The organism is Gammaproteobacteria bacterium (assembly GCA_022450155.1).
In the GTDB taxonomy this organism is placed as follows: Bacteria; Pseudomonadota; Gammaproteobacteria; order Arenicellales; family UBA868; genus REDSEA-S09-B13.
Genome location: JAKUQR010000037.1, coordinates 1 through 19232, shown reverse-complemented (window position 1 = coordinate 19232; position 19232 = coordinate 1). Strand labels below are relative to the sequence as shown.

The following is a 19232-nucleotide window of genomic DNA, read 5'->3' as shown; positions in this document are numbered from 1 at the left end:
TATTATTGCATCGGCATAGCCTGAACCGATTTCCGGGAGGTAGTCACACACCTTGGCGTTCAGGTCGATCAAACCATCTTCTACACACCGCCCCATGATCAGATGGGTCATGGTCTTGGTGATAGACATAATTGTATGCGCCTGGTGAGGGGCAAAATCAGGCGCATACTGTTCATACACAAGCTGTTCGCCCCGAAGTACGACCATTGCCGAGAAGAAATCGGAGCTACACATTTGTTGTACCGAACCCAGTTCGGCGATGCGTGCATCAATGCAGCTGGTCAGTTTGAGTACATCGGGAGCACGAACACTGAAACCATAGCGGATAATCCGGTGAAGATTGTGAAAACTGGCACGTCTGTTGAGTGGTGTATTCCAACCTTCCATCTCATCGGACTGAGCCACAAGGTCCTGATTGGCGTAAATGGGCACTGGGTTCTCCTGTGGAAACGGGGTGCTGTGCGAGAGAGCGTGTGGTAAGTTATTTGTTGAGTGCAGACATCAATTGTGAGATGCTGACTTCGCGGTAGAGAACCGTCCCTGTTGACAACCTGCGATGAAAGCAGCTGCTTTACGCGAGGCTGATTATCCATTGAGTATAGGGCAAGATGAAAAGGATCCCGTGAGATGAACCCAATGATTAATGTCGACGGGCTCGTCACACCAATGGCTGACGCGACAATTCCAGCTATGGATCGTGGTTTCCTGTATGGAGACTCGGTGTATGAGGTTTTCCGGACCTACAAGGGTGTGCCGGTATTCATGGATGATCACTTTGAGCGGCTGGAGAACTCGGCAGCACTGATCAGTATGACAATTACACAGAGTCGGGAAGAGCTTATCCAGGAGATCAGGCGGACGGTTAAGGCGACTGGTGCAGGCTCTGAACAGGATATTTACGTTCGATACCAGGTTACACGCGGCGTTGGCCCGGTCGACCTGTATCCGGATCCGGACCTTACGACGCGTTATGTGATCATTGTCAGCACACTGCCTGCGCGCAAGCCGGAATATTATTCCCATGGCATGGATATGGCCGTACCTTCGGTTCGACGTAATCCGGCAAATGCATTGGATCCGAACATAAAAGGAGGAAACTATCTGAACAATATCCTGGCAATCACCCAGGCCCGACAACTGGGTGCCGACGATTGCATCATCCTTGATCGAGAGGGGTTTGTGACTGAAGCTGCGAACAGTAACGCCTGGTTTGTGATTAACGGGCGGCTGACTACCCCCGGAGAAGGAAATCTCAAGGGGTTGACCAAAAAGCACATACACCGTGCCTTGAAGGAGGCTGGGATTTCGAGTCAGGAGGCCGATATACACGCCAATGAACTCTACGATGCCAGCGAATGCTTCGTGACCAGTGCCACCCGGGATGTGATGCCGTGTGCATCTCTTCGTCTTGAGAACGGCGAGGTTCTGAAATTTCCGGAGGGTGGTGGAGAAATCACACGCCAGGTACAGGCAGTATTTCTGGCCTATTTAGATGCCTACGTGGCAGCGCATGCAGCTGACGCGCTGATCTGAAACAGAAAAATGACCGAATATTTGGGCAGACAGTGAGTAGAACTCGGGTTCTGCTCTTATTCGGCGGGCGTTCGGCAGAGCACGAAGTGTCGGTTGTTTCTGCGAGATCGGTCTACGCGGCGATCGACCGCGAGCGCTACAACGTTGTGCTGGCAGGTATCGACCTGCAGGGCCGATGGTGTTTCGGGGGTAAAGAGGCTCGATTGCTAGAGTCGGCGACGGTCGTGTCCGATGAACTGGTGCCTGCCAGGCTGTCCAGTGGCGGCGCTTTTCTGGTTTCAGAAGACGGAGACAATCTACCTGATTCCGAGTTTGATGTGGTTTTCCCTCTGTTACATGGTCCTTACGGTGAAGACGGCACTGTTCAGGGTCTGCTCGAACTCGCGGGACTGGCCTATGTGGGCGCGGGTGTGGCCGCCTCGGCTTTAGGTATGGACAAAGCGCTGGCGCGGGCGATATTTGCGGCCAGTGGTCTGCCCCAGACCCAATATACCGTGATTATGCGTTCCGACTGGTGCCGAGCCCAGGTACCGGTTTTAGAGCGCCTGGAAGGCGAGTACGATTACCCTCTGTTTGTAAAACCTGCAAACCTGGGGTCCAGTGTGGGAATTTCGAAAGCTCATGATCGCCAGGGCCTGCAGGTGGGTCTGGAACTGGCGTCGCGATATGACACCAAGTTGATTGTTGAGAGATCGGTTGAAAACGCCAGGGAACTCGAATGTGCGGTCTTGGGAAACGAGTTCCCACAGGCATCCGGTGTCGGGGAAATTATCCCGGGCGCTGAATTTTACGATTACACCACTAAGTATATTGACGATCGGTCTGAGTTGGTGATTCCCGCAGTATTGGAAAAGTCAAAAACCGAGACGATCCAGCAGCTCGCTATACAGACGTTTAAAGCAATAGATTGCAGCGGACTCGCGCGCGTTGATTTTTTCATGTGCTCAGATGGCAGTGTTTTAGTCAACGAGATTAATACGATGCCAGGTTTCACACCCATCAGCATGTATCCAAAGCTCTGGGCGGCAGCGGGCATCGCTTACGGCGATTTGATAGATCGGCTGATCCAGTTTGGGTTGGAGCGACACCTTGACCGTAAGGACCTACAGAGCACGCTCAGTTGAGCCCGTGCTTGGAGTGAATGCTGATCTCTGCTGGTTTAGTTTGACGGTCGGCTAGGCGCTCAACCGAGTCACACCTTTGCGCTGACCCAGGCGTAAGGATCACCAAGTCGACCGCCACCATCGAGGTAGTTGTCGATGATCTCAATCATGCGGTTTCGATCAAACGAGGCGTCGTGTCCGCCGTGAACAGTCGTAATGGGGATCGTTTTCAGCCGTTCGAGGCTTTCTCTATAGGCGTCACGGTCCGAGTGATACAGCGTATCAAAAAGGTCACCGTTATAGATAACATCGCCACTGAATAGAATCTGGTTTTTTTCGTCCAGCAGAGCAATCGAATCAGGAGAGTGGCCCGGCAGGTGCAGAACGCGCAACACTCGGTCGCCGAGATCGATGTGATCGCCATCATCGAGATAGCCTGTTAGGGGAGCGGGGGTGATGTGGAAGGATGAGACTTCGAACTGATCGTGGGGCAGGGCCTTGAACGTCTCCGCCCGGATGAACGCATCGATCTGCATTTCGGGCGGCATCGGATCCTGATACACCTCACTGCAGGCGCGATGCCCCAGGCGCTTGTCGAACTCATGACAGGATCCAATGTGGTCAAAATGACAGTGTGACATGACCGCGGTCACGGAGCGCGAACTGAGTCGGGCAATCTCGGGCTTCAGTGGCCGTAAACCAAGCCCGGAATCAATCAGAAGATCTTGCTGCTTGCCTTGAATGTGCCAGATATTGCAGCGCAGCCAATCTGCGACGTAGCGTTCCCGGATCAGTGAGATACCGTCACCGAGTGATATGCACTCATACCAGTCGTCACCAGCAGTCGTTATCGTGGTACTCATAAACTTGCCGTTGCTGTCTGCGCACAGGTATCGACGGTATCAGATATCGAGCTTTGGGTGTTGATTGCTGGTAATGCGTGGTTTCAAAGGAGCCTGTCCAAAGGTTAAGATCGGTCTGTCAACAGTTTAAAGGAGGTGGTATGAAATACCTGCACACAATGGTGCGGATAAGTAGTGTTGAAGATTCGCTTGACTTTTACTGCAACAAACTGGGGTTGATCGAACTTCGACGTCAAGATGATGAGAAGGGTCGTTATACCAATATCTTTCTGGCGGCTCCTGGTAACGAAGATGCGATGGTCGAGCTTACCCATAACTGGGACCCTGAAGAGTATGCGGGCGGTCGAAATTTTGGGCATCTTGCTTATGGTACCGAGAACATCTACGCGCTGTGCCAGCACCTGATGGATAACGGTGTCACAATCAACAGGCCACCCAGAGATGGCCGCATGGCATTTATCCGATCTCCCGACAATATTTCAATCGAACTGCTGCAACAGGGTGACGATTTGGCACCAGCCGAGCCGTGGCTGTCGATGCCCAACACGGGTGCATGGTGAGTTCTGAGCGGTAGTGCAGGTCCCAGGCGAGCCACTGCAGATCGATACTGTCTCGTTACCCGGCAACGGGATGGTGGGGATGTGCTGTTGCCCGGGGCGGCTCGAGTTCAGTTCAGTTGGCGTGCGTACGCGTGATTTGGATCGGGATCTCGGAGTGATCATAGACTGGGAACCACTGACAGTGATTTCGTTGATTGAACAGTACGAGTTTTCGATACTGGGAGTGGCCCACTTGCCAGAAAGATACGAAATCGCACCATTTGACTGGTATCACTGCCCAATCACTGATCTTGGGGCACCAGGTGCCCGCTTCGAATCGCAGTTTGCGGATATTGAACCTGAGCTTTTGGCGCAACTGAGTCGGGGTGAAAAGATTCTTCTCCACTGCGCTGCTGGACTGGGCCGTGCCGGGACTATAGCCGCCCGTTTGCTGATTGGTGTGGGGGAATTGCCTGTGGACGCCATTGACAGTGTTCGCAGGGCCAGGCCAGGAGCTATAGAAAGCAAAAGCCAGGAGGACTACCTGCGTTCGCTTACTTCGGGCAAGTTTCCAAGCTGAGCCGGTAGTTTGATGCGACTTTTTGCGTGCTTATCAGGCTGGTACAAGGTCATCCACTGACGACAATAAAACGTCGGCATGTGACTCGAGCTCGGCCGTCTTGTCAGCACCTCCGGTTATGCCTACTGTCAGTGTCACGCCAGCCCGTCGGGCCATTACCAGATCGCTCACGGTATCTCCGACCATCACGGTTCGGTCAATGCTGACAATCAGTTGTTGGCTGATGTAGTGCAGAACCGATGGGTCTGGTTTTGAAGGAGTGCCGGGATCATCCGCGCACAGTAGCAGGTCGACAGTTTGAGTGAGATTCAGTTCACGCAGAGCAGCTTCTGTCGGTGCTCGGTCATCACTCGTTGCGATGGCGACCTGAATCCCTGATGATTTAAGCCGTACAATAGCCGCGCGAACATCTCCCAGGGGATTGATTTCCGCCGGTGTTGGCAGGGCAGACATCACCGGGCCGAAGTGCCCGCAAGCCAGGTCTTTTGCGCGCTCCCAGGACACCTTGTGCTGAAAAAGGGCCGTGGCTACGACGATCTCTAGCTCACTGATGGGTGCAGTTGCGAGTGGTCCCTGAGATACGACACGAGCAGTTTGAGGGTCGTAGCCGAGTGCTGCAGATAACTGATCGATGAGGGGCTGACTCCACCCTAGGGATGAGCAGATTGCCTTGATGGCGCGTTCCACCCTTGGCCCCCACAGGGTATGGAAATCAATCAGGGTGCCGTCTTTATCGAATACGACGAGATCTGCGTTAACGCTTGTATTTCGGGCCTTGAGCTTCGACATTATTTTGGTTTGCGGCCTGATGGTTTAGGATAAAGGGTGCGACATACTGGCTAAGCTGACAACAGTCACTCCTTGGGGTGTGGTGGAGGTGACTATAGACGAGAGACACATTTGTGCGTGATGCTGATTATGTAATTATTGGTGCAGGATCTGCCGGTTGCGTGCTGGCCGCAAGATTAAGCGAGGATTCTGGCTGTAACGTGCTGTTGATGGAAGCAGGGGGAAGCGACCGCAGTATATATGTGCAGATGCCAGCGGCCTTGTCAATTCCGATGAATCTGGCACGCTTCAACTGGGGATACACCTCGCAGGCTGAACCTCACTTGAATGGCCGGGTGATCGATTGCCCGCGCGGCCGTGTGCTTGGTGGATCATCATCGATTAACGGGATGGTGTATGTTCGGGGACATCCCCGGGACTTCGATCGATGGGAAGAATTGGGCGCGGATGGCTGGAACTACGCGTCTTGTCTACCTTACTTTAAGAAGGCAGAAAGTTGGGTTGACGGAGAAAATGACTATCGCGGGGGCCATGGACCGCTCTCAGTCTGTGCTGGGAACAACATGACCGGAAATTCGCTCTATGAGGCATTTATTCAGGCCGGGCACGAAGCGGGTTACCCCGTAACCGATGACTACAATGGGCGTCAGCAAGAGGGATTTGGTGCCATGCACATGACGGTTCGGGATGGAGTCCGGGCATCCACAGCCAGTGCGTATCTGCGACCCGCAATGAATCGGTCCAATCTCCGATACGTCGGTGGTACGTACGTGCACCGCGTGCTGTTTGAAAAATCCAGAGCCGTGGCTGTCGAATACGAAAAGGACGGGCGGATTTTTCAGGTTCAGGCTCGGCGCGAGGTGTTGATGGCGACCGGGTCTATCGGGTCGCCGAGTCTGTTGCAGCGTTCGGGTATTGGCTCGGCTCATCACCTTGAATCTTTGGGGATAGAAGTGCAATGCGAGAGCCCTGGCGTGGGCGAGAATCTGCAGGATCACCTCGAAGTATATTTTCAGTTTCGGTGTAAGCAGCCGATTACCCTGAATCGTTACCTCAATCCGCTGGCCAAAGGTTTAATCGGTGCCCGTTGGCTGTTCACGAGAACCGGCCTGGGTGCCACGAATCATTTCGAGTCCTGTGGTTTTATCCGTTCACGTGCAGGCGTTCAATGGCCCGATATTCAGTACCACTTTCTACCGGGTGCAATGCGGTATGACGGGCGTGCGGCTTTCCCCGGGCACGGGTTTCAGGTCCATGTAGGACCGAACAAGCCGCAAAGTCGAGGGTGCGTGAAAATTGTTTCGCAATCGCCCAAGGATAGCCCCAAGATTCTGTTCAACTATCTTGAGGCGCAGCAGGATCGGGAAGACTGGCGGGCCTGTATACATCTGACCCGGGAGATTTTCGAACAGCCCGCCATGGAACCGTTCCGGGGTGCAGAAATACAACCCGGTAGAAGCGTCATTAGCAATTCGGATATAGATGACTGGGTTCGACAGAATGTAGAAAGTGCCTATCATCCATCCTGTACGTGTCGCATGGGCGCGATTGACGATGCGACCGCCGTGCTGGACAGTGCATGTAGAGTGAAAGGGGTAGAGTCTCTTCGCGTCGTAGACTCATCTGTATTCCCTGAAATTACTAACGGCAACCTCAATGCACCGACGATTATGCTGGCAGAGCGGGTCGCAGATATGATACTTGGCGGCTCACTGTTACCCCCACTTGATAGCTCGGTCTGGATAGACGAGTACTGGCAGCAGCGACAGCGCGTGGGTGAACCGGTTCGTAGATCCGACGTTGACGCCCCGATATGAGGGCGGAAGATTCAGAAATTCTGTCGGTGGTTGATAACCAGGACCAGGTCATCGGGCAGCGCAGGCGCGATGACATTCACCGATTAAGTCTGCCACATCGTGCCATCCACGTTCTGGTGTTCAGGCTGGACGGGCGGTTATTTCTACAGAAGCGCGGTCTGCATAAACAAGAAAGCCCCGGCCTCTGGGATTCGTCGGTCGCCGGTCATGTTGATGCCGGCGAGACCTACGATGCCTGTTGTGTGCGTGAGATCGAAGAAGAGATCGGAATTCGGATGGAAGAAATGCCAAAACGCCTATTTAAGCTTGTTGCCAGCCCCCAAACAGGAATGGAATTCTGCTGGGTATACCGCCTAGTGACAGATCTTGAGCTGGCGCTTGACTATACTGAAATGGAAACAGGTCAGTGGTTTGCCCAGGCGCAGGTAGACCAGTGGTTGCGCGACTCGGCTGAGGATTTCGCAGAGTCGTTTCGTACGATCTGGCACCGCTTCAGTCAATGTAAAGAAGTCGATGTTGTTGAGTACGTCTGAATGTCCAGAGCCTAAGGTACTGCGTTGTCATAGGCTGCGCGTACTTCCTCAGCCAGGATGGCGATACCACGCTCGACGGTCTGCTGGTCCTGGGCGTACGATACCCGAACACATTCATGACGATGTTTCCATGGTTCTGTGAGTCCCGGGAAGAAATGCTCGCCTGGAATGACCAGCACGTCGCGCGCCTTAAGTCGCTGATACAACGTCTCACTGGTAATCGGCAGGTCCTTGAACCAAACCCACAGGAATATTGCGCCTTCCGGGGTGTGAACTCGAAAGGGATAGCTCGCCAGTTCGGACTCAATCCAGCTGATCGCAATCTGTGCTCTTGATTGATAGAACGGTCGTATGAACTGGTTCGAGATATCCAGAATTGACCCATCACGGACCATGTCGGTTGTGAGTCCCGGGCCAAAGCTTCCCGGGGTCAGATTCATAATTGCATTGGCCGATGTGATTGACTGAATAATGTCTTCCTGAGCAATTACGATACCCGTTCGCACGCCGGCAAGGCCCAGTTTTGACAGACTGAGGCACAGGATAATATTACTGTCCCAAAACGGCGTAGCATCGGTAAAGATAATGTTGGGGAAAGGCGTGCCGTAGGCGCCATCGATTATCAATGGCAGGTCTCTCTCTGTTGCCAGAACAACCAGTTGTTCGATTTCAGCATCGGTCAATACATTGCCTGTGGGGTTTGTCGGTCGGGAAACACACAATGCGCCGGTGTGTGACTGAAGTTGTAGGTGTTCAAAGTCCACGTGATATTTGAACTGATGGTCACCACTGAGACTGATGGACGGTTTGCAGGTATCAAAAATACACTGGCCAAGGCCCATTTCCGTGTAACCGATGTATTCCGGTATGAGTGGCAGCAATATGCGTTGGTTCCGGCCGTCCTGGGTTACACCGGCAAATATATTGAACAACACAAAGAAAGATGTCTGGCTGCCGTTAGTCAGGGCGACATTATTTTCGCTGATACCCCAGTTGAACTGTGAATTCAACAATTCTGTAATCGCGCTTAAGAATTCAACATTACCCTGTGGCCCATCGTAGTCTCCAACGATACGATCGAAACGGGGTGCATCCTCAAGCAAACTGCCCATCGCTTCTCGAAAGGTCCGCTGAACTTCGGGTATTCGAGCAGGATTACCGCCACCGAGCAGCAGTACCTCACCGTCCCCCGCAAGGGCCTCACCGGCATCTTCCATAAGCTGCAGAATGCCCGAACCGGCGGCCAGGAATTCACCAAAGGTGGAGGTCTTCAAGAGATCTTCGCCCGCAGATTATTGGTCCTGGGTCGAAGAATCTGACTCAGCACTGAGGTGGGCAGAGTGCTGAGCCAGCATACGATTGTTTTGCAGTTCGATCGTAGTATCGGCAAGTATCTGCGCGGCTTCGTTGAGAACAATATCGCCAGGAAACTCTTCGTCACCGACTTTTTCATCTTCACCGAGGTTCCAGGCCTTGCGCAGGGCTGTGCTCAATAAATCGCGAGCTGATTGTCGTCGCGTACGCTCGAACTGACGCTCAGATTCAAGCAGGGATATTTCCTCTATGGCCGCGATCTCTCTGTCAAGTGCCTGATTGGACAACAAAAATCGAAACCCTGGATCATCTGCGACGCGTGTTTGGTGAACCGATCTGATTTTAGGTAATACGGCGCTCAGGCCTGACTGGTCAAACGGACTGTAATCGGCTGAAGCAACCTGTTCCCAGGGCAGCGCATTTTTCAAACTTCGCTCACCGTGTTTCGTATCATCTTGAGCTGTTGGCAGCAGGATATCGGGAACAACGCCTCTGTGCTGTGTGCTGTCGCCATTGATTCTAAAGAATTGCGCTATCGTAAATTTGAGTTGACCAAGCTTCTCGTCCTCGTTTCGAGAGTACCGGTCCAGATCGACCAGGTTCTGGACGGTTCCTTTCCCATAAGTGGGTGTGCCAATGATGATGCCTCGGCCGTAATCCTGGATTGCACCTGCAAAGATTTCCGAGGCAGACGCGCTGTTGCCGTCTACCAGCACGGCGAGAGGCCCACGGTAGATAATTGCGGGGTCTGTATCCCGTTTTACCCGGACACGACCCTTCGCGTCCTTGACTTGTACGATCGGTCCTTTCTCGATGAAAAGGCCGGTGAGAGTTGTTGCTTCGGTAAGCGCCCCGCCGCCGTTCCCCCGCAAGTCGATGACCAACCCATCTGTATGCTCCGCCCGCAGCTCTCTGACCAGCCTAGCAACATCTCGGGTTGTGCTGCGATAGTCAGCCTTGCCGCTGGAACGGCCGTCGAAGTCGACATAAAAGGTCGGCAGATCGATGACGCCTATTCGATAAATATGATCGCCACGTTCTACAGAGATAACCGATTTCTGTGCCGCTTGTTCCTCAAGGTTGATCGTATCGCGTACGATGCTGATGATCTGGCCGCTGCCGTCCGGTCCGTCCTGGACCGGAACAATCTGTAGTCTCACCACAGTGTTTTTGGGGCCTCGAATCAGATCAACCACATCGTCCAGTCGCCACCCGATAACATCGACCAGCGGCTGGTCCTCATCTTGACCGACACCGATAATTCTGTCGCCCGCATTCAATAGCTGACTGAGTTCGGCTGGTCCGCCTGCCACGATTCTACGCACCACGGTATATTCGTTTTCAGTTTGTAGAACAGCACCGATCCCCTCCAAGGACAGGCTCATCCTGATCTTGAAATTTTCGGTTGATCGGGGTGAAAAGTAGTTGGTGTGTGGCTCCACTGAAGTGATGTACGCGTTTATGAATGTCTCAAAAACATCGGAGGATGTAATCTGTTTTGTACGCCGACTCAGCTGGCGATAACGATTGCCAAGTGTTTTTAAGATGTCATCGTGAGAATTGCCGGCAAGTTTCAGAGACAGATAGTCGTTTTTGACCCGCCGTCGCCAGATGTCATCCAGTTGCGCCTGGTCAGTCGGCCATGGTGATGTGCTCCGGTTGAACCGATAGCTCTCCGGTATGTTCAGGTCAAAACCCTCGCTCAGGGCGCGCACCGAAAACTCTGCCCTGTCAATTACTCGTTCCCGGTACAGATCAAACAGTTTAAAGATTTGGTCCAGTTCCTGTTTTCGAAGATAGTTATCCAGGTGAAAGCGCATTTGTTCGAAGCCTTCAATGTCGGATGCCAGAAAATAACTTCGGTTGGCATCCAGACTTTGAATGTAGCGATCGAGTATCTGGCTGGAAAGTTCGTCATTGAGCTGTGCTGTGCGATAGTGATATCGCTGTATAAAGTAGTTAATTAGTTCTACCGCCCGCTGATGACCAGGCAGGGCTTTAAGCGGCGCAACGTCGGCATAGATCGAAACACAGGGCAGTGCCAGGGCGAGCGCTAAAATATACGACCAGCAGCAGCGGCGAGCGTGCCTGATGCGCGCCTTGGTTGCTTGGTTTGACGGGCAGTCAGTAGGCTTAGTCATGGACATACAGTTGTAGTCGATCGGTGGTGAGTGAACGTCTGCTCGAGCGTAGGCGACTGACTATAGCAGTTGTTATGCGATGTGATTGACCGTGCCGATGATCCGGATTTCAAGTTGAAATAGGCTGGCTCTTTCGCCGCTTTTGGGCCTGTTCCGGATACAGACTCAGCAGTGCTGTCTCGGAGGCGTCACACACACCCCGTTCCGTAATAATGCCGGAGACGTAGTCCCGGGGCGTGACATCGAATGCCGGGTTAGCTGCCTGACTGCCCTCTGGTGTGAGGCGGACCCTGACAAGTTGGTTCTTTTCATCAGCTCCGGTGATGTGGGTAACCTCAATACTTTCCCGTTCCTCTATAGGTATTTCAGAAATTCCATCGCGTATGGACCAGTCAATGGTCGATGATGGGAGCGCGGCAAAAAATGGTACGTCGTTGGCTTTAGCGGCCAGAGCCTTGAGATAGGTGCCGATCTTGTTGCATACATCGCCGGACCGTGTTGTTCGGTCGGAACCAACAATGCAGGCATCGACCTGGCCGCGCTGCATCAGATGACCACCTGCGTTGTCGGCTATCACAGTGTGTGGCACACCATGCGCTTTCAGTTCCCACGCAGTCAGTAATGCCCCTTGATTTCGTGGGCGAGTCTCGTCGACCCAAACGTGAATATTCATGCCAGCGTCGTGCGCTTTAAAGATGGGTGACAGCGCAGTTCCCCAATCGACGGTTGCCAGCCAGCCGGCGTTGCAGTGAGTCAGAATATTGAAGGGCATGTCTTTTTGAGCAAGGTGACAGTGTTGGGTGAGGAATTCCAGTCCGTGCGCACCGATTCGGCTGTTAATGCTGACGTCCTCATCACAAATCTTTTGAGCTCCGACCCGTGCGGCCTCTACCCGCTGGGTGATGGGTTCGTTAAGCAGTTCCGGTAGCATTCGATCCAAGGCCCAACGCAGATTTACAGCGGTGGGGCGAGCTGTGAGTAGTCGGCTGGCGGATTTTTCCAGATGTTCATCAGACGGATTTTCCTGGGCTGCCAGGAAAAGGCCACAAGCGGCTGCGGCGCCGATCAGCGGAGCACCACGAACAACCATAGTGGCGATGGCATCGACCATATCAGCAGTCGATCTGAGCTGACGAATCCGAAACTCAAATGGTAGAAGCGTTTGATCGATGACAGAGACGGATGGTGCGTTATCTTCCAGCCAGATCGAGCGATAATGGTGGTCGTCAACTTTCACATCGGGCCCCGTGTGTCACCGATGTTTCCAGTTGGGTTTTCGTTTTTCGATAAATGCAGCCATCCCTTCATTTTTGTCATCAGTCGCAAATAATGACTGGAAGATGGTCCGTTCGAATCGGATACCTTCGGCAAGTGTGGTTTCGTAGGCCCGGTTGACAGCCGTTTTGGCCATCATGACCGAAGGTCGGGAAAGCGTTGCAATCTTTTTGGCGGTTTTCAATGCATCGTCCAGCAGGTTGTCGGCGGGCACTATCCGGCTGACCAGTCCGACTCGTTCAGCCTCGTCGGCATCCATCATTCTTCCAGTTAGGCACATCTCCATGGCTTTGGACTTGCCGACAAAACGGGTTAGTCGCTGAGTGCCGCCGGCCCCCGGTATTACGCCGAGTTTGATCTCGGGCTGCCCAAACTGAGCACTCTCTGCAGCGATGATGAAGTCACACATCATTGCGAGTTCGCAGCCGCCGCCCAGCGCATAACCGGCTACAGCGGCAATAACGGGTTTTCGGCAGGTGCTGATGCGTTCCCAGTTTCGGCCGATGAAGTTGCCCATGTAGACATCCATATAGTCACTGTCCTTCATGCGTTTGATGTCTGCACCAGCGGCAAAAGCTTTGTCACTACCTGTCAAGACCAATGCGCCAATCGCATCGTCAGTCTCTAACCTGTCTACGGCGTCACTAAGCTCATCCATTAGGTCATCGGAGAGCGCGTTGAGGACATCCGGTCTGTTGAGGGTAATCAGGCCGACGACGTCGTGGGTTTCAACAAGAATATTCTGGTAGTTCATGGCTGCTCCAGCAAATGGCATAGGGATTGGGCGTATGTTGTTAGTCACTCGCTGTGGGTGCTAAAAACACTTATCATACCGGTGTTGTATTTTGTGAGATGGGCGCTTTTGCTGTTCGATCTGACAGGCATTCTTAAGTTATTGTGGTGTTTGACGGTAGGGTTCGGGTTCAGCAGTTCTCGCCCAGCCGATCTAGACACATCACCGTTTATCAGGGTGGCCGACAATGAGTGGTAACTACGAATCAGTATATCAGAGCGCATTACAGGATCCGGTGGGATTCTGGGCGCGGGCAGCTGAAGATATTCACTGGTATAAGAAGTGGGACCGTGTCCTGGACGACACGGACGCACCGTACTATCGATGGTACACAGGTGGTGAAGTTAACACCTGCTATAACGCAGTGGATCTGAATGTGGAACATGGCCGCGGTGATCAAGCTGCTATCATCTACGACAGTCCCGTGACGGGTACCGCTCGGACGTTAACGTATGCCGAGCTGCTCGAACAGACAGCCCGTTTTGCCGGCGTACTAGTGCAAAATGATATAGGTCGCGGTGATCGTGTAATCATCTACATGCCGATGGTGCCCGAGGCATTGATTGCGATGTTGGCCTGCGCCCGTATCGGCGCAATACATTCGGTGGTGTTCGGGGGGTTTGCCTCGAATGAACTGGCTGTACGAATCGATGACTGCACCCCGAAAGTGATCGTGTCAGCTTCCTGTGGTATCGAACCGGGCCGGGTGGTCGAATACAAACCGCTACTCGACGGTGCGATCGAGACGGCGAGACACAAACCTGCACAGTGTATCGTTCTTCAGCGACCGGAGTGTGAGGCCGATCTGGTTGCCGGGCGGGATCAGGACTGGCATGAGGCCATGTCCGCAGCCACACCGGTGGATTGTGTTCCGGTGGCAGCAACTGACCCCTTGTACATTCTTTATACCTCGGGTACTACGGGCCAGCCGAAGGGTGTTGTCCGCGACAATGCTGGACATATTGTTGCATTGAAATGGAGCATGAAAAACATCTACGGCACAGATCCGGGCGATGTTTTCTGGGCCGCTTCAGATGTCGGCTGGGTGGTCGGGCATTCGTATATCGTGTATGCCCCACTGTTCAATGGTAGCACCACAGTTCTGTATGAGGGTAAGCCGGTGGGTACTCCAGATCCAGGTGCATTCTGGCGGGTTATTGCTGAACACGGCGTAAAAGTGTTGTTCACGGCACCAACGGCATTTCGGGCCATTAAAAAGGATGATCCAAACGGCGAGTATCTGAAACAATACGACATGAGTCGGTTTGAGTGTTTGTATCTGGCCGGTGAAAGAACGGATCCCCATACATTGCACTGGGCAGAAGATAAACTGAACGTGCCCGTGATCGACCACTGGTGGCAGACCGAGACCGGCTGGTCTATCGCGGCGAACTGTCGGGGAATCGAGATGCTGCCGATCAAAGAAGGTTCGCCTTCTAAGCCTGTGCCTGGTTGGGACCTGAACGTACTCGGGGAGGACGGAAAGCCTGTGACACCCGGTGACATAGGCACGCTGGCGGTTAAGTTACCCCTTCCGCCCGGATCGTTTCCCACGCTCTGGAATGCCCGCGAGCGGTTCTTTGAAGCTTATCTCAGTCAGTTTGACGGTTACTACAATACCTCTGATGCAGGTATGATTGATGACGAGGGTTATGTCTATGTGATGTCCCGGACCGATGACATTATCAATGTCGCAGGCCATAGGTTGTCGACTGGTGCAATGGAAGAGGTGTTGGCTGATCATGCCGATGTGGCCGAATGTGCAGTAACTGGCGTCCAGGACGCCTTGAAAGGGCAGGCGCCACTGGGCTTTCTCGTACTGAATGCCGGTTGTGACCGGCTGAGTGAGGAAATCGCCGCCGAAGTTGTGCAGATGGTTCGAGATCGGATCGGTCCGGTCGCTGCGTTCAAGCAGGCAGTCGTGGTTAAGCGGCTTCCAAAGACGCGGTCCGGTAAAATTCTTCGCGGGGTAATGGGAAAGATCGCAGACGGTGAAGACTGGCAGATGCCGGCAACCATTGATGATCCCGAGATACTGGACGAGATAACAGAGGCTCTGAATAGTATCGGTTATCCTGCTTCCTGAGTAATACTCCGGTGAACGACTTCGATATTCGAACTCTGGATGACTGGCGTGATCTTGCTGCGCAGGAGTTGAAGTCAGTGACAGCCGAGTCACTCTGTCGCCAGACTCCGGAAGGGATCACAATCAAGCCGTTGTACACGGCTGCCGATCTTGAAGATATGACCCAGCAGGATTCCTTGCCGGGCTTTCCACCTTATCGTCGAGGCCCGCGGGCCACAATGTACCCGGGTAGACCGTGGACAGTCCGTCAGTACGCCGGCTACTCGACTGCTGAAGAATCCAACGCGTTTTACCGGCGTAACCTGGCGGCGGGACAGACCGGCTTGTCTGTGGCATTTGATCTGGCGACACACCGGGGTTATGACTCAGATCATCCCGAGGTGGTTGGAGACGTTGGTCAGGCGGGAGTGGCAATCGACTCCGTCGAAGATATGAAAATTCTGTTTGATCAGATACCGCTGGGGGATATATCGGTATCGATGACGATGAACGGCGCGGTACTGCCTGTTCTGGCCATGTATGCTGTCGCAGCCCAGGAGCAGGGCTGTGATCTTGCCACGCTCTCTGGAACGATACAGAACGATATTCTGAAAGAGTTCATGGTTCGTAACACCTACATTTATCCGCCCAGGCCATCGATGCGGATCGTGGCGGACATCATCGGTTTTACGGCGCAGAATATGCCACGATTTAACCCGGTTTCTATTTCGGGGTACCACATGCAGGAAGCGGGGGGGACCTGTGTTCAGGAATTGGCGTATACCCTGGCCGACGGCATCGAGTATGTGCGCGCCGCGCTTGCGAGTGGCCTTGAGATCGATGATTTTGCTCCACGGCTGTCTTTCTTTTTCTGCATCGGGATGAACTTTTTTATGGAGGTCGCCAAACTTCGTGCGGCCAGGCAGTTATGGTCGGAATTGGTCAACGAACATTTTTCGCCAAAAGACCCCCGTTCACTGATGCTGCGGACGCATTGTCAGACTTCGGGCGTGAGTCTCACCAGCCAGGATCCATACAACAACATCATACGCACCACGATTGAAGCACTGGCTGGTGTGTTGGGCGGTACGCAGTCACTGCACACGAACAGTTTTGATGAAGCACTGGCATTGCCTACAGATTTTGCGGCGCGAATAGCCCGCAACACACAGCTTGTACTGCGAGAAGAGACTGGCGTCACGGACGTAATCGATCCTCTTGGCGGCTCTTATTATGTTGAGAGCCTGACCAGTTCCCTGGTGCATGAGGCCCGCAAGCTGATCGATGAAGTCGAGGAACTCGGTGGAATGACTGAGGCCGTCAGTGCAGGCCTGCCCAAGCTTAGGATCTTGGAAGCCGCCGCCCGCCGGCAGGCAAGAATTGATCAGGGCGAGGAGGTCGTTGTTGGGGTAAACCGATACCAGCCTGACGAGGAAGAGGCGGTGGAAATTCTCAGTGTGGACAACATGGCGGTTCGTGACGCACAGTTACGGCGTCTGGAAAGCGTTCGTATCTCTCGTGATGAAGCTCGCTGCCAGGAAGCGTTACAGGTACTCGAACATGCAGCAGGCGATGATGGGCAAAATAAAAATCTCCTGGCCTGTGCGATGGATGCGGTCAGGGCGCGAGCAACGGTAGGTGAGATCTCTACCGCCCTGGAGAACGTATTCGGCCGGCATCGTGCAGAGACGATGACCATTTCGGGCATTTACGGCGCGGCTGTGCAAGACGACGAGAGTTTCAGTAGTGCCCAGGCAGCAGTTCGCTCATTTGCTGATCGTGTCGGTCGGCAGCCCCGGCTACTGGTGGCAAAACTGGGTCAGGATGGACATGATCGCGGGGCCAGGGTGATTGCCACGGCGTTTGCCGATCTGGGTTTCGATGTTGATATTGGCCCATTGTTTCAGACACCCGCTGATGCGGTACGTCAGGCGGTTGAAAATGATGTCCACGTCATCGGTGTATCCTCGCAGGCAGCTGCACACCGGACATTGATACCCGAGGTTATGGCAGAACTTGAGCGTCAAAGTGCATCAGACATCATCGTGGTCCTGGGTGGTGTGATTCCGCCGCAGGATCATGCTGAGATGTATAAGTTGGGTGTGGCGGCTATTTACGGCCCTGGCACCCACATCCCAACCGCTGCTCAGGGTATTGTTGATCTACTGGGGCAGCGTCAGCGCTGACGGGAGGACGGGCCATGCAGGAAATCATTGAAGAACTCGAACGCCGGCGGGAAGCCGCCAAACTGGGTGGTGGTCAGGAACGTATTGATGCGCAACACGCACGGGGGAAGCTGACCGCCCGTGAGCGTGTCGATGTACTGCTGGACCAGGACAGTTTTGAAGAATGGGATATTTTTGTCGAGCACCGCTCAACTGATTTTGGTATGGCCGACAAGGTTGTACCTGGCGACGGCGTCGTCACCGGATACGGGACTATTAATGGTCGAACGGTCTTTGTTTTTAGTCAGGACTTTACGGTGTTTGGTGGTTCGTTGTCAGAAGCACATGCGGGAAAGATCTGCAAGATCATGGACCACGCAATGAAAGTTGGCGCGCCAGTCATCGGTCTTAACGATTCCGGCGGTGCTCGTATCCAGGAGGGTGTCGATTCGCTCGCCGGTTATGCCGAAGTGTTTCAGCGTAATGTGCTGGCCTCGGGAGTGATCCCCCAAATCTCGATGATCATGGGTCCGTGTGCAGGCGGTGCCGTTTATTCGCCGGCAATAACAGATTTTATTTTCATGGTGAAGGATACTTCGTATATGTATGTGACCGGCCCGGAGGTAGTCAAAACTGTGACGCACGAGACAGTCACCCATGAGGAACTTGGTGGCGCAAACACGCATTCCACCCGGTCGGGAGTCGCAGATGGCGCCTTTGAAAACGATGTCGAGGCATTATTGTCATTGAGGCGCTTTGTAGATTTTCTGCCCCTGAACAACCGCAGTGAGTGCCCGAGGCGTAACGCCGACGACCCAGTCGACCGCATCGAGATGTCACTGGATACGCTGGTGCCGAGCAACCCAAACCAGCCCTATGACATGAAAGAGTTGATCCACAAAGTTGTCGATGCAGGCGATTTCTTTGAATTACAGCCCGAGTATGCAGGCAATATTGTCATCGGTTTCGGTAGGGTCGACGGTTCGACGGTGGGTGTTGTGGCGAATCAGCCAATGGTGCTGGCTGGTTGTCTGGATATCCAATCTTCAGTCAAGGCGGCACGATTTGTGCGTTTCTGTGACGCCTTTGGTATTCCGATCGTGACATTTGTGGATGTGCCGGGTTTTCTTCCGGGCACGACCCAGGAATACGGTGGCATCATCCGTCACGGTGCGAAACTCCTATATGCCTACGCTGAGTGCACTGTACCCAAGGTCACGGTTATAACGCGCAAGGCCTATGGCGGCGCCTACGATGTGATGGCATCCAAACATCTGCGCGGCGATGTCAATCTGGCCTGGCCCAGCGCTGAAATTGCAGTTATGGGGTCAAAAGGAGCTGTAGAAATCATCTTTCGCCAGGAAATGGACGATCCGGAAAAGATTGCCACCCGTACTGAGGAATATCAGCAGACATTTGCGAATCCCTTTATCGCGGGACACAGAGGGTTTATCGACGATGTGATCCTGCCGCGGGATACTCGGCGGCGGGTTTCACGGTCACTGGACATGTTGCGCGGGAAACAGTTGTCTAATCCCTGGCGCAAGCACGGCAATATCCCACTCTAATGGGTTTGGTATAACTGGCTCAGTTAGGGGTGTATGTATAGCGGGCGAGTAGGCGAACCTGCGAACAGTTTGCGCTGCAAGAATCTGATGGGCGGATCTATTCACATTGACGACCTGATAGTTGAGTAACATCATCATGACTAAGCTGATTTCC

The 19232-nt window shown here is 53.6% G+C and carries 16 protein-coding genes; 9 read left to right on the top strand and 7 right to left on the bottom strand.

What is annotated here, in order from left to right; translation table 11 throughout:
• Positions 1 to 432: beta-lactamase family protein (locus tag MK323_14190; GenBank protein ID MCH2483302.1), on the bottom strand; the 432-nt coding region annotated here is incomplete at its 3' end.
• A gap of 195 nt (positions 433 to 627) precedes the next feature.
• Between MK323_14190 and MK323_14185 the strand changes: the two genes are divergently transcribed.
• Complete coding sequence (locus MK323_14185; protein ID MCH2483301.1) at positions 628 to 1533, top strand: aminotransferase class IV; 906 nt, start codon at positions 628 to 630, stop codon at positions 1531 to 1533.
• 32 nt (positions 1534 to 1565) lie between these two features.
• Positions 1566 to 2657 (top strand): D-alanine--D-alanine ligase, encoded by a 1092-nt coding sequence (locus MK323_14180; GenBank protein MCH2483300.1) that lies wholly within the window; start codon positions 1566 to 1568, stop codon positions 2655 to 2657.
• 68 nt (positions 2658 to 2725) lie between these two features.
• On the opposite strand, the gene MK323_14175 is transcribed toward MK323_14180, so the two are convergent.
• Positions 2726 to 3499 (bottom strand): MBL fold metallo-hydrolase, encoded by a 774-nt coding sequence (locus MK323_14175; protein MCH2483299.1) that lies wholly within the window; start codon positions 3497 to 3499, stop codon positions 2726 to 2728.
• Positions 3500 to 3639: 140 nt separating this feature from the next.
• On the opposite strand from MK323_14175, the gene MK323_14170 reads away from it, so the two are divergent.
• Positions 3640 to 4059: a VOC family protein gene (locus MK323_14170; GenBank protein ID MCH2483298.1), complete on the top strand. Its 420-nt coding sequence runs from the start codon at positions 3640 to 3642 to the stop codon at positions 4057 to 4059.
• A gap of 13 nt (positions 4060 to 4072) precedes the next feature.
• Entirely contained in the window at positions 4073 to 4618 is a 546-nt protein-coding gene (locus tag MK323_14165; protein ID MCH2483297.1) for a cyclin-dependent kinase inhibitor 3 family protein, read from the top strand.
• 33 nt (positions 4619 to 4651) lie between these two features.
• Here MK323_14165 and MK323_14160 read toward each other — a convergent pair whose 3' ends face one another.
• Positions 4652 to 5407, bottom strand: a complete 756-nt coding sequence (locus MK323_14160; protein ID MCH2483296.1) for an HAD family hydrolase — start codon at positions 5405 to 5407, stop codon at positions 4652 to 4654.
• 113 nt (positions 5408 to 5520) lie between these two features.
• Between MK323_14160 and betA the strand changes: the two genes are divergently transcribed.
• Both betA and MK323_14150 read left to right on the top strand, forming a co-directional pair.
• Positions 5521 to 7224: a choline dehydrogenase gene (gene betA / locus MK323_14155; GenBank protein MCH2483295.1), complete on the top strand. Its 1704-nt coding sequence runs from the start codon at positions 5521 to 5523 to the stop codon at positions 7222 to 7224.
• Positions 7221 to 7757 carry an NUDIX domain-containing protein gene (locus tag MK323_14150; protein ID MCH2483294.1) on the top strand — a complete coding sequence of 179 codons (537 nt, stop codon included), beginning with the start codon at positions 7221 to 7223 and terminating at the stop codon, positions 7755 to 7757. Before betA ends, MK323_14150 begins: the two co-directional genes overlap by 4 nt.
• Positions 7758 to 7768: 11 nt before the next feature.
• Here MK323_14150 and MK323_14145 read toward each other — a convergent pair whose 3' ends face one another.
• From MK323_14145 to MK323_14130, 4 genes are all read right to left on the bottom strand, one after another.
• Positions 7769 to 9031, bottom strand: coding sequence for a valine--pyruvate transaminase (locus tag MK323_14145; GenBank protein ID MCH2483293.1), 1263 nt, complete (start codon positions 9029 to 9031; stop codon positions 7769 to 7771).
• Positions 9032 to 9049: 18 nt separating this feature from the next.
• Positions 9050 to 11212 carry a carboxy terminal-processing peptidase gene (locus MK323_14140; protein ID MCH2483292.1) on the bottom strand — a complete coding sequence of 721 codons (2163 nt, stop codon included), beginning with the start codon at positions 11210 to 11212 and terminating at the stop codon, positions 9050 to 9052.
• 109 nt (positions 11213 to 11321) lie between these two features.
• Positions 11322 to 12449 carry an S-methyl-5-thioribose-1-phosphate isomerase gene (mtnA, locus tag MK323_14135; GenBank protein ID MCH2483291.1) on the bottom strand — a complete coding sequence of 376 codons (1128 nt, stop codon included), beginning with the start codon at positions 12447 to 12449 and terminating at the stop codon, positions 11322 to 11324.
• Positions 12450 to 12464: 15 nt separating this feature from the next.
• Positions 12465 to 13241, bottom strand: a complete 777-nt coding sequence (locus MK323_14130) for an enoyl-CoA hydratase (GenBank protein MCH2483290.1) — start codon at positions 13239 to 13241, stop codon at positions 12465 to 12467.
• A gap of 226 nt (positions 13242 to 13467) precedes the next feature.
• Between MK323_14130 and MK323_14125 the strand changes: the two genes are divergently transcribed.
• The 3 genes from MK323_14125 to MK323_14115 are packed head-to-tail and all read left to right on the top strand — an operon-like array spanning position 13468 to position 19078.
• Positions 13468 to 15366: a propionyl-CoA synthetase gene (locus MK323_14125; protein MCH2483289.1), complete on the top strand. Its 1899-nt coding sequence runs from the start codon at positions 13468 to 13470 to the stop codon at positions 15364 to 15366.
• 11 nt (positions 15367 to 15377) lie between these two features.
• Positions 15378 to 17531, top strand: coding sequence for a methylmalonyl-CoA mutase (gene scpA, locus MK323_14120; GenBank protein ID MCH2483288.1), 2154 nt, complete (start codon positions 15378 to 15380; stop codon positions 17529 to 17531).
• Positions 17532 to 17545: 14 nt separating this feature from the next.
• Positions 17546 to 19078, top strand: coding sequence for an acyl-CoA carboxylase subunit beta (locus tag MK323_14115; protein ID MCH2483287.1), 1533 nt, complete (start codon positions 17546 to 17548; stop codon positions 19076 to 19078).
• Positions 19079 to 19232 lie beyond the last annotated feature (154 nt).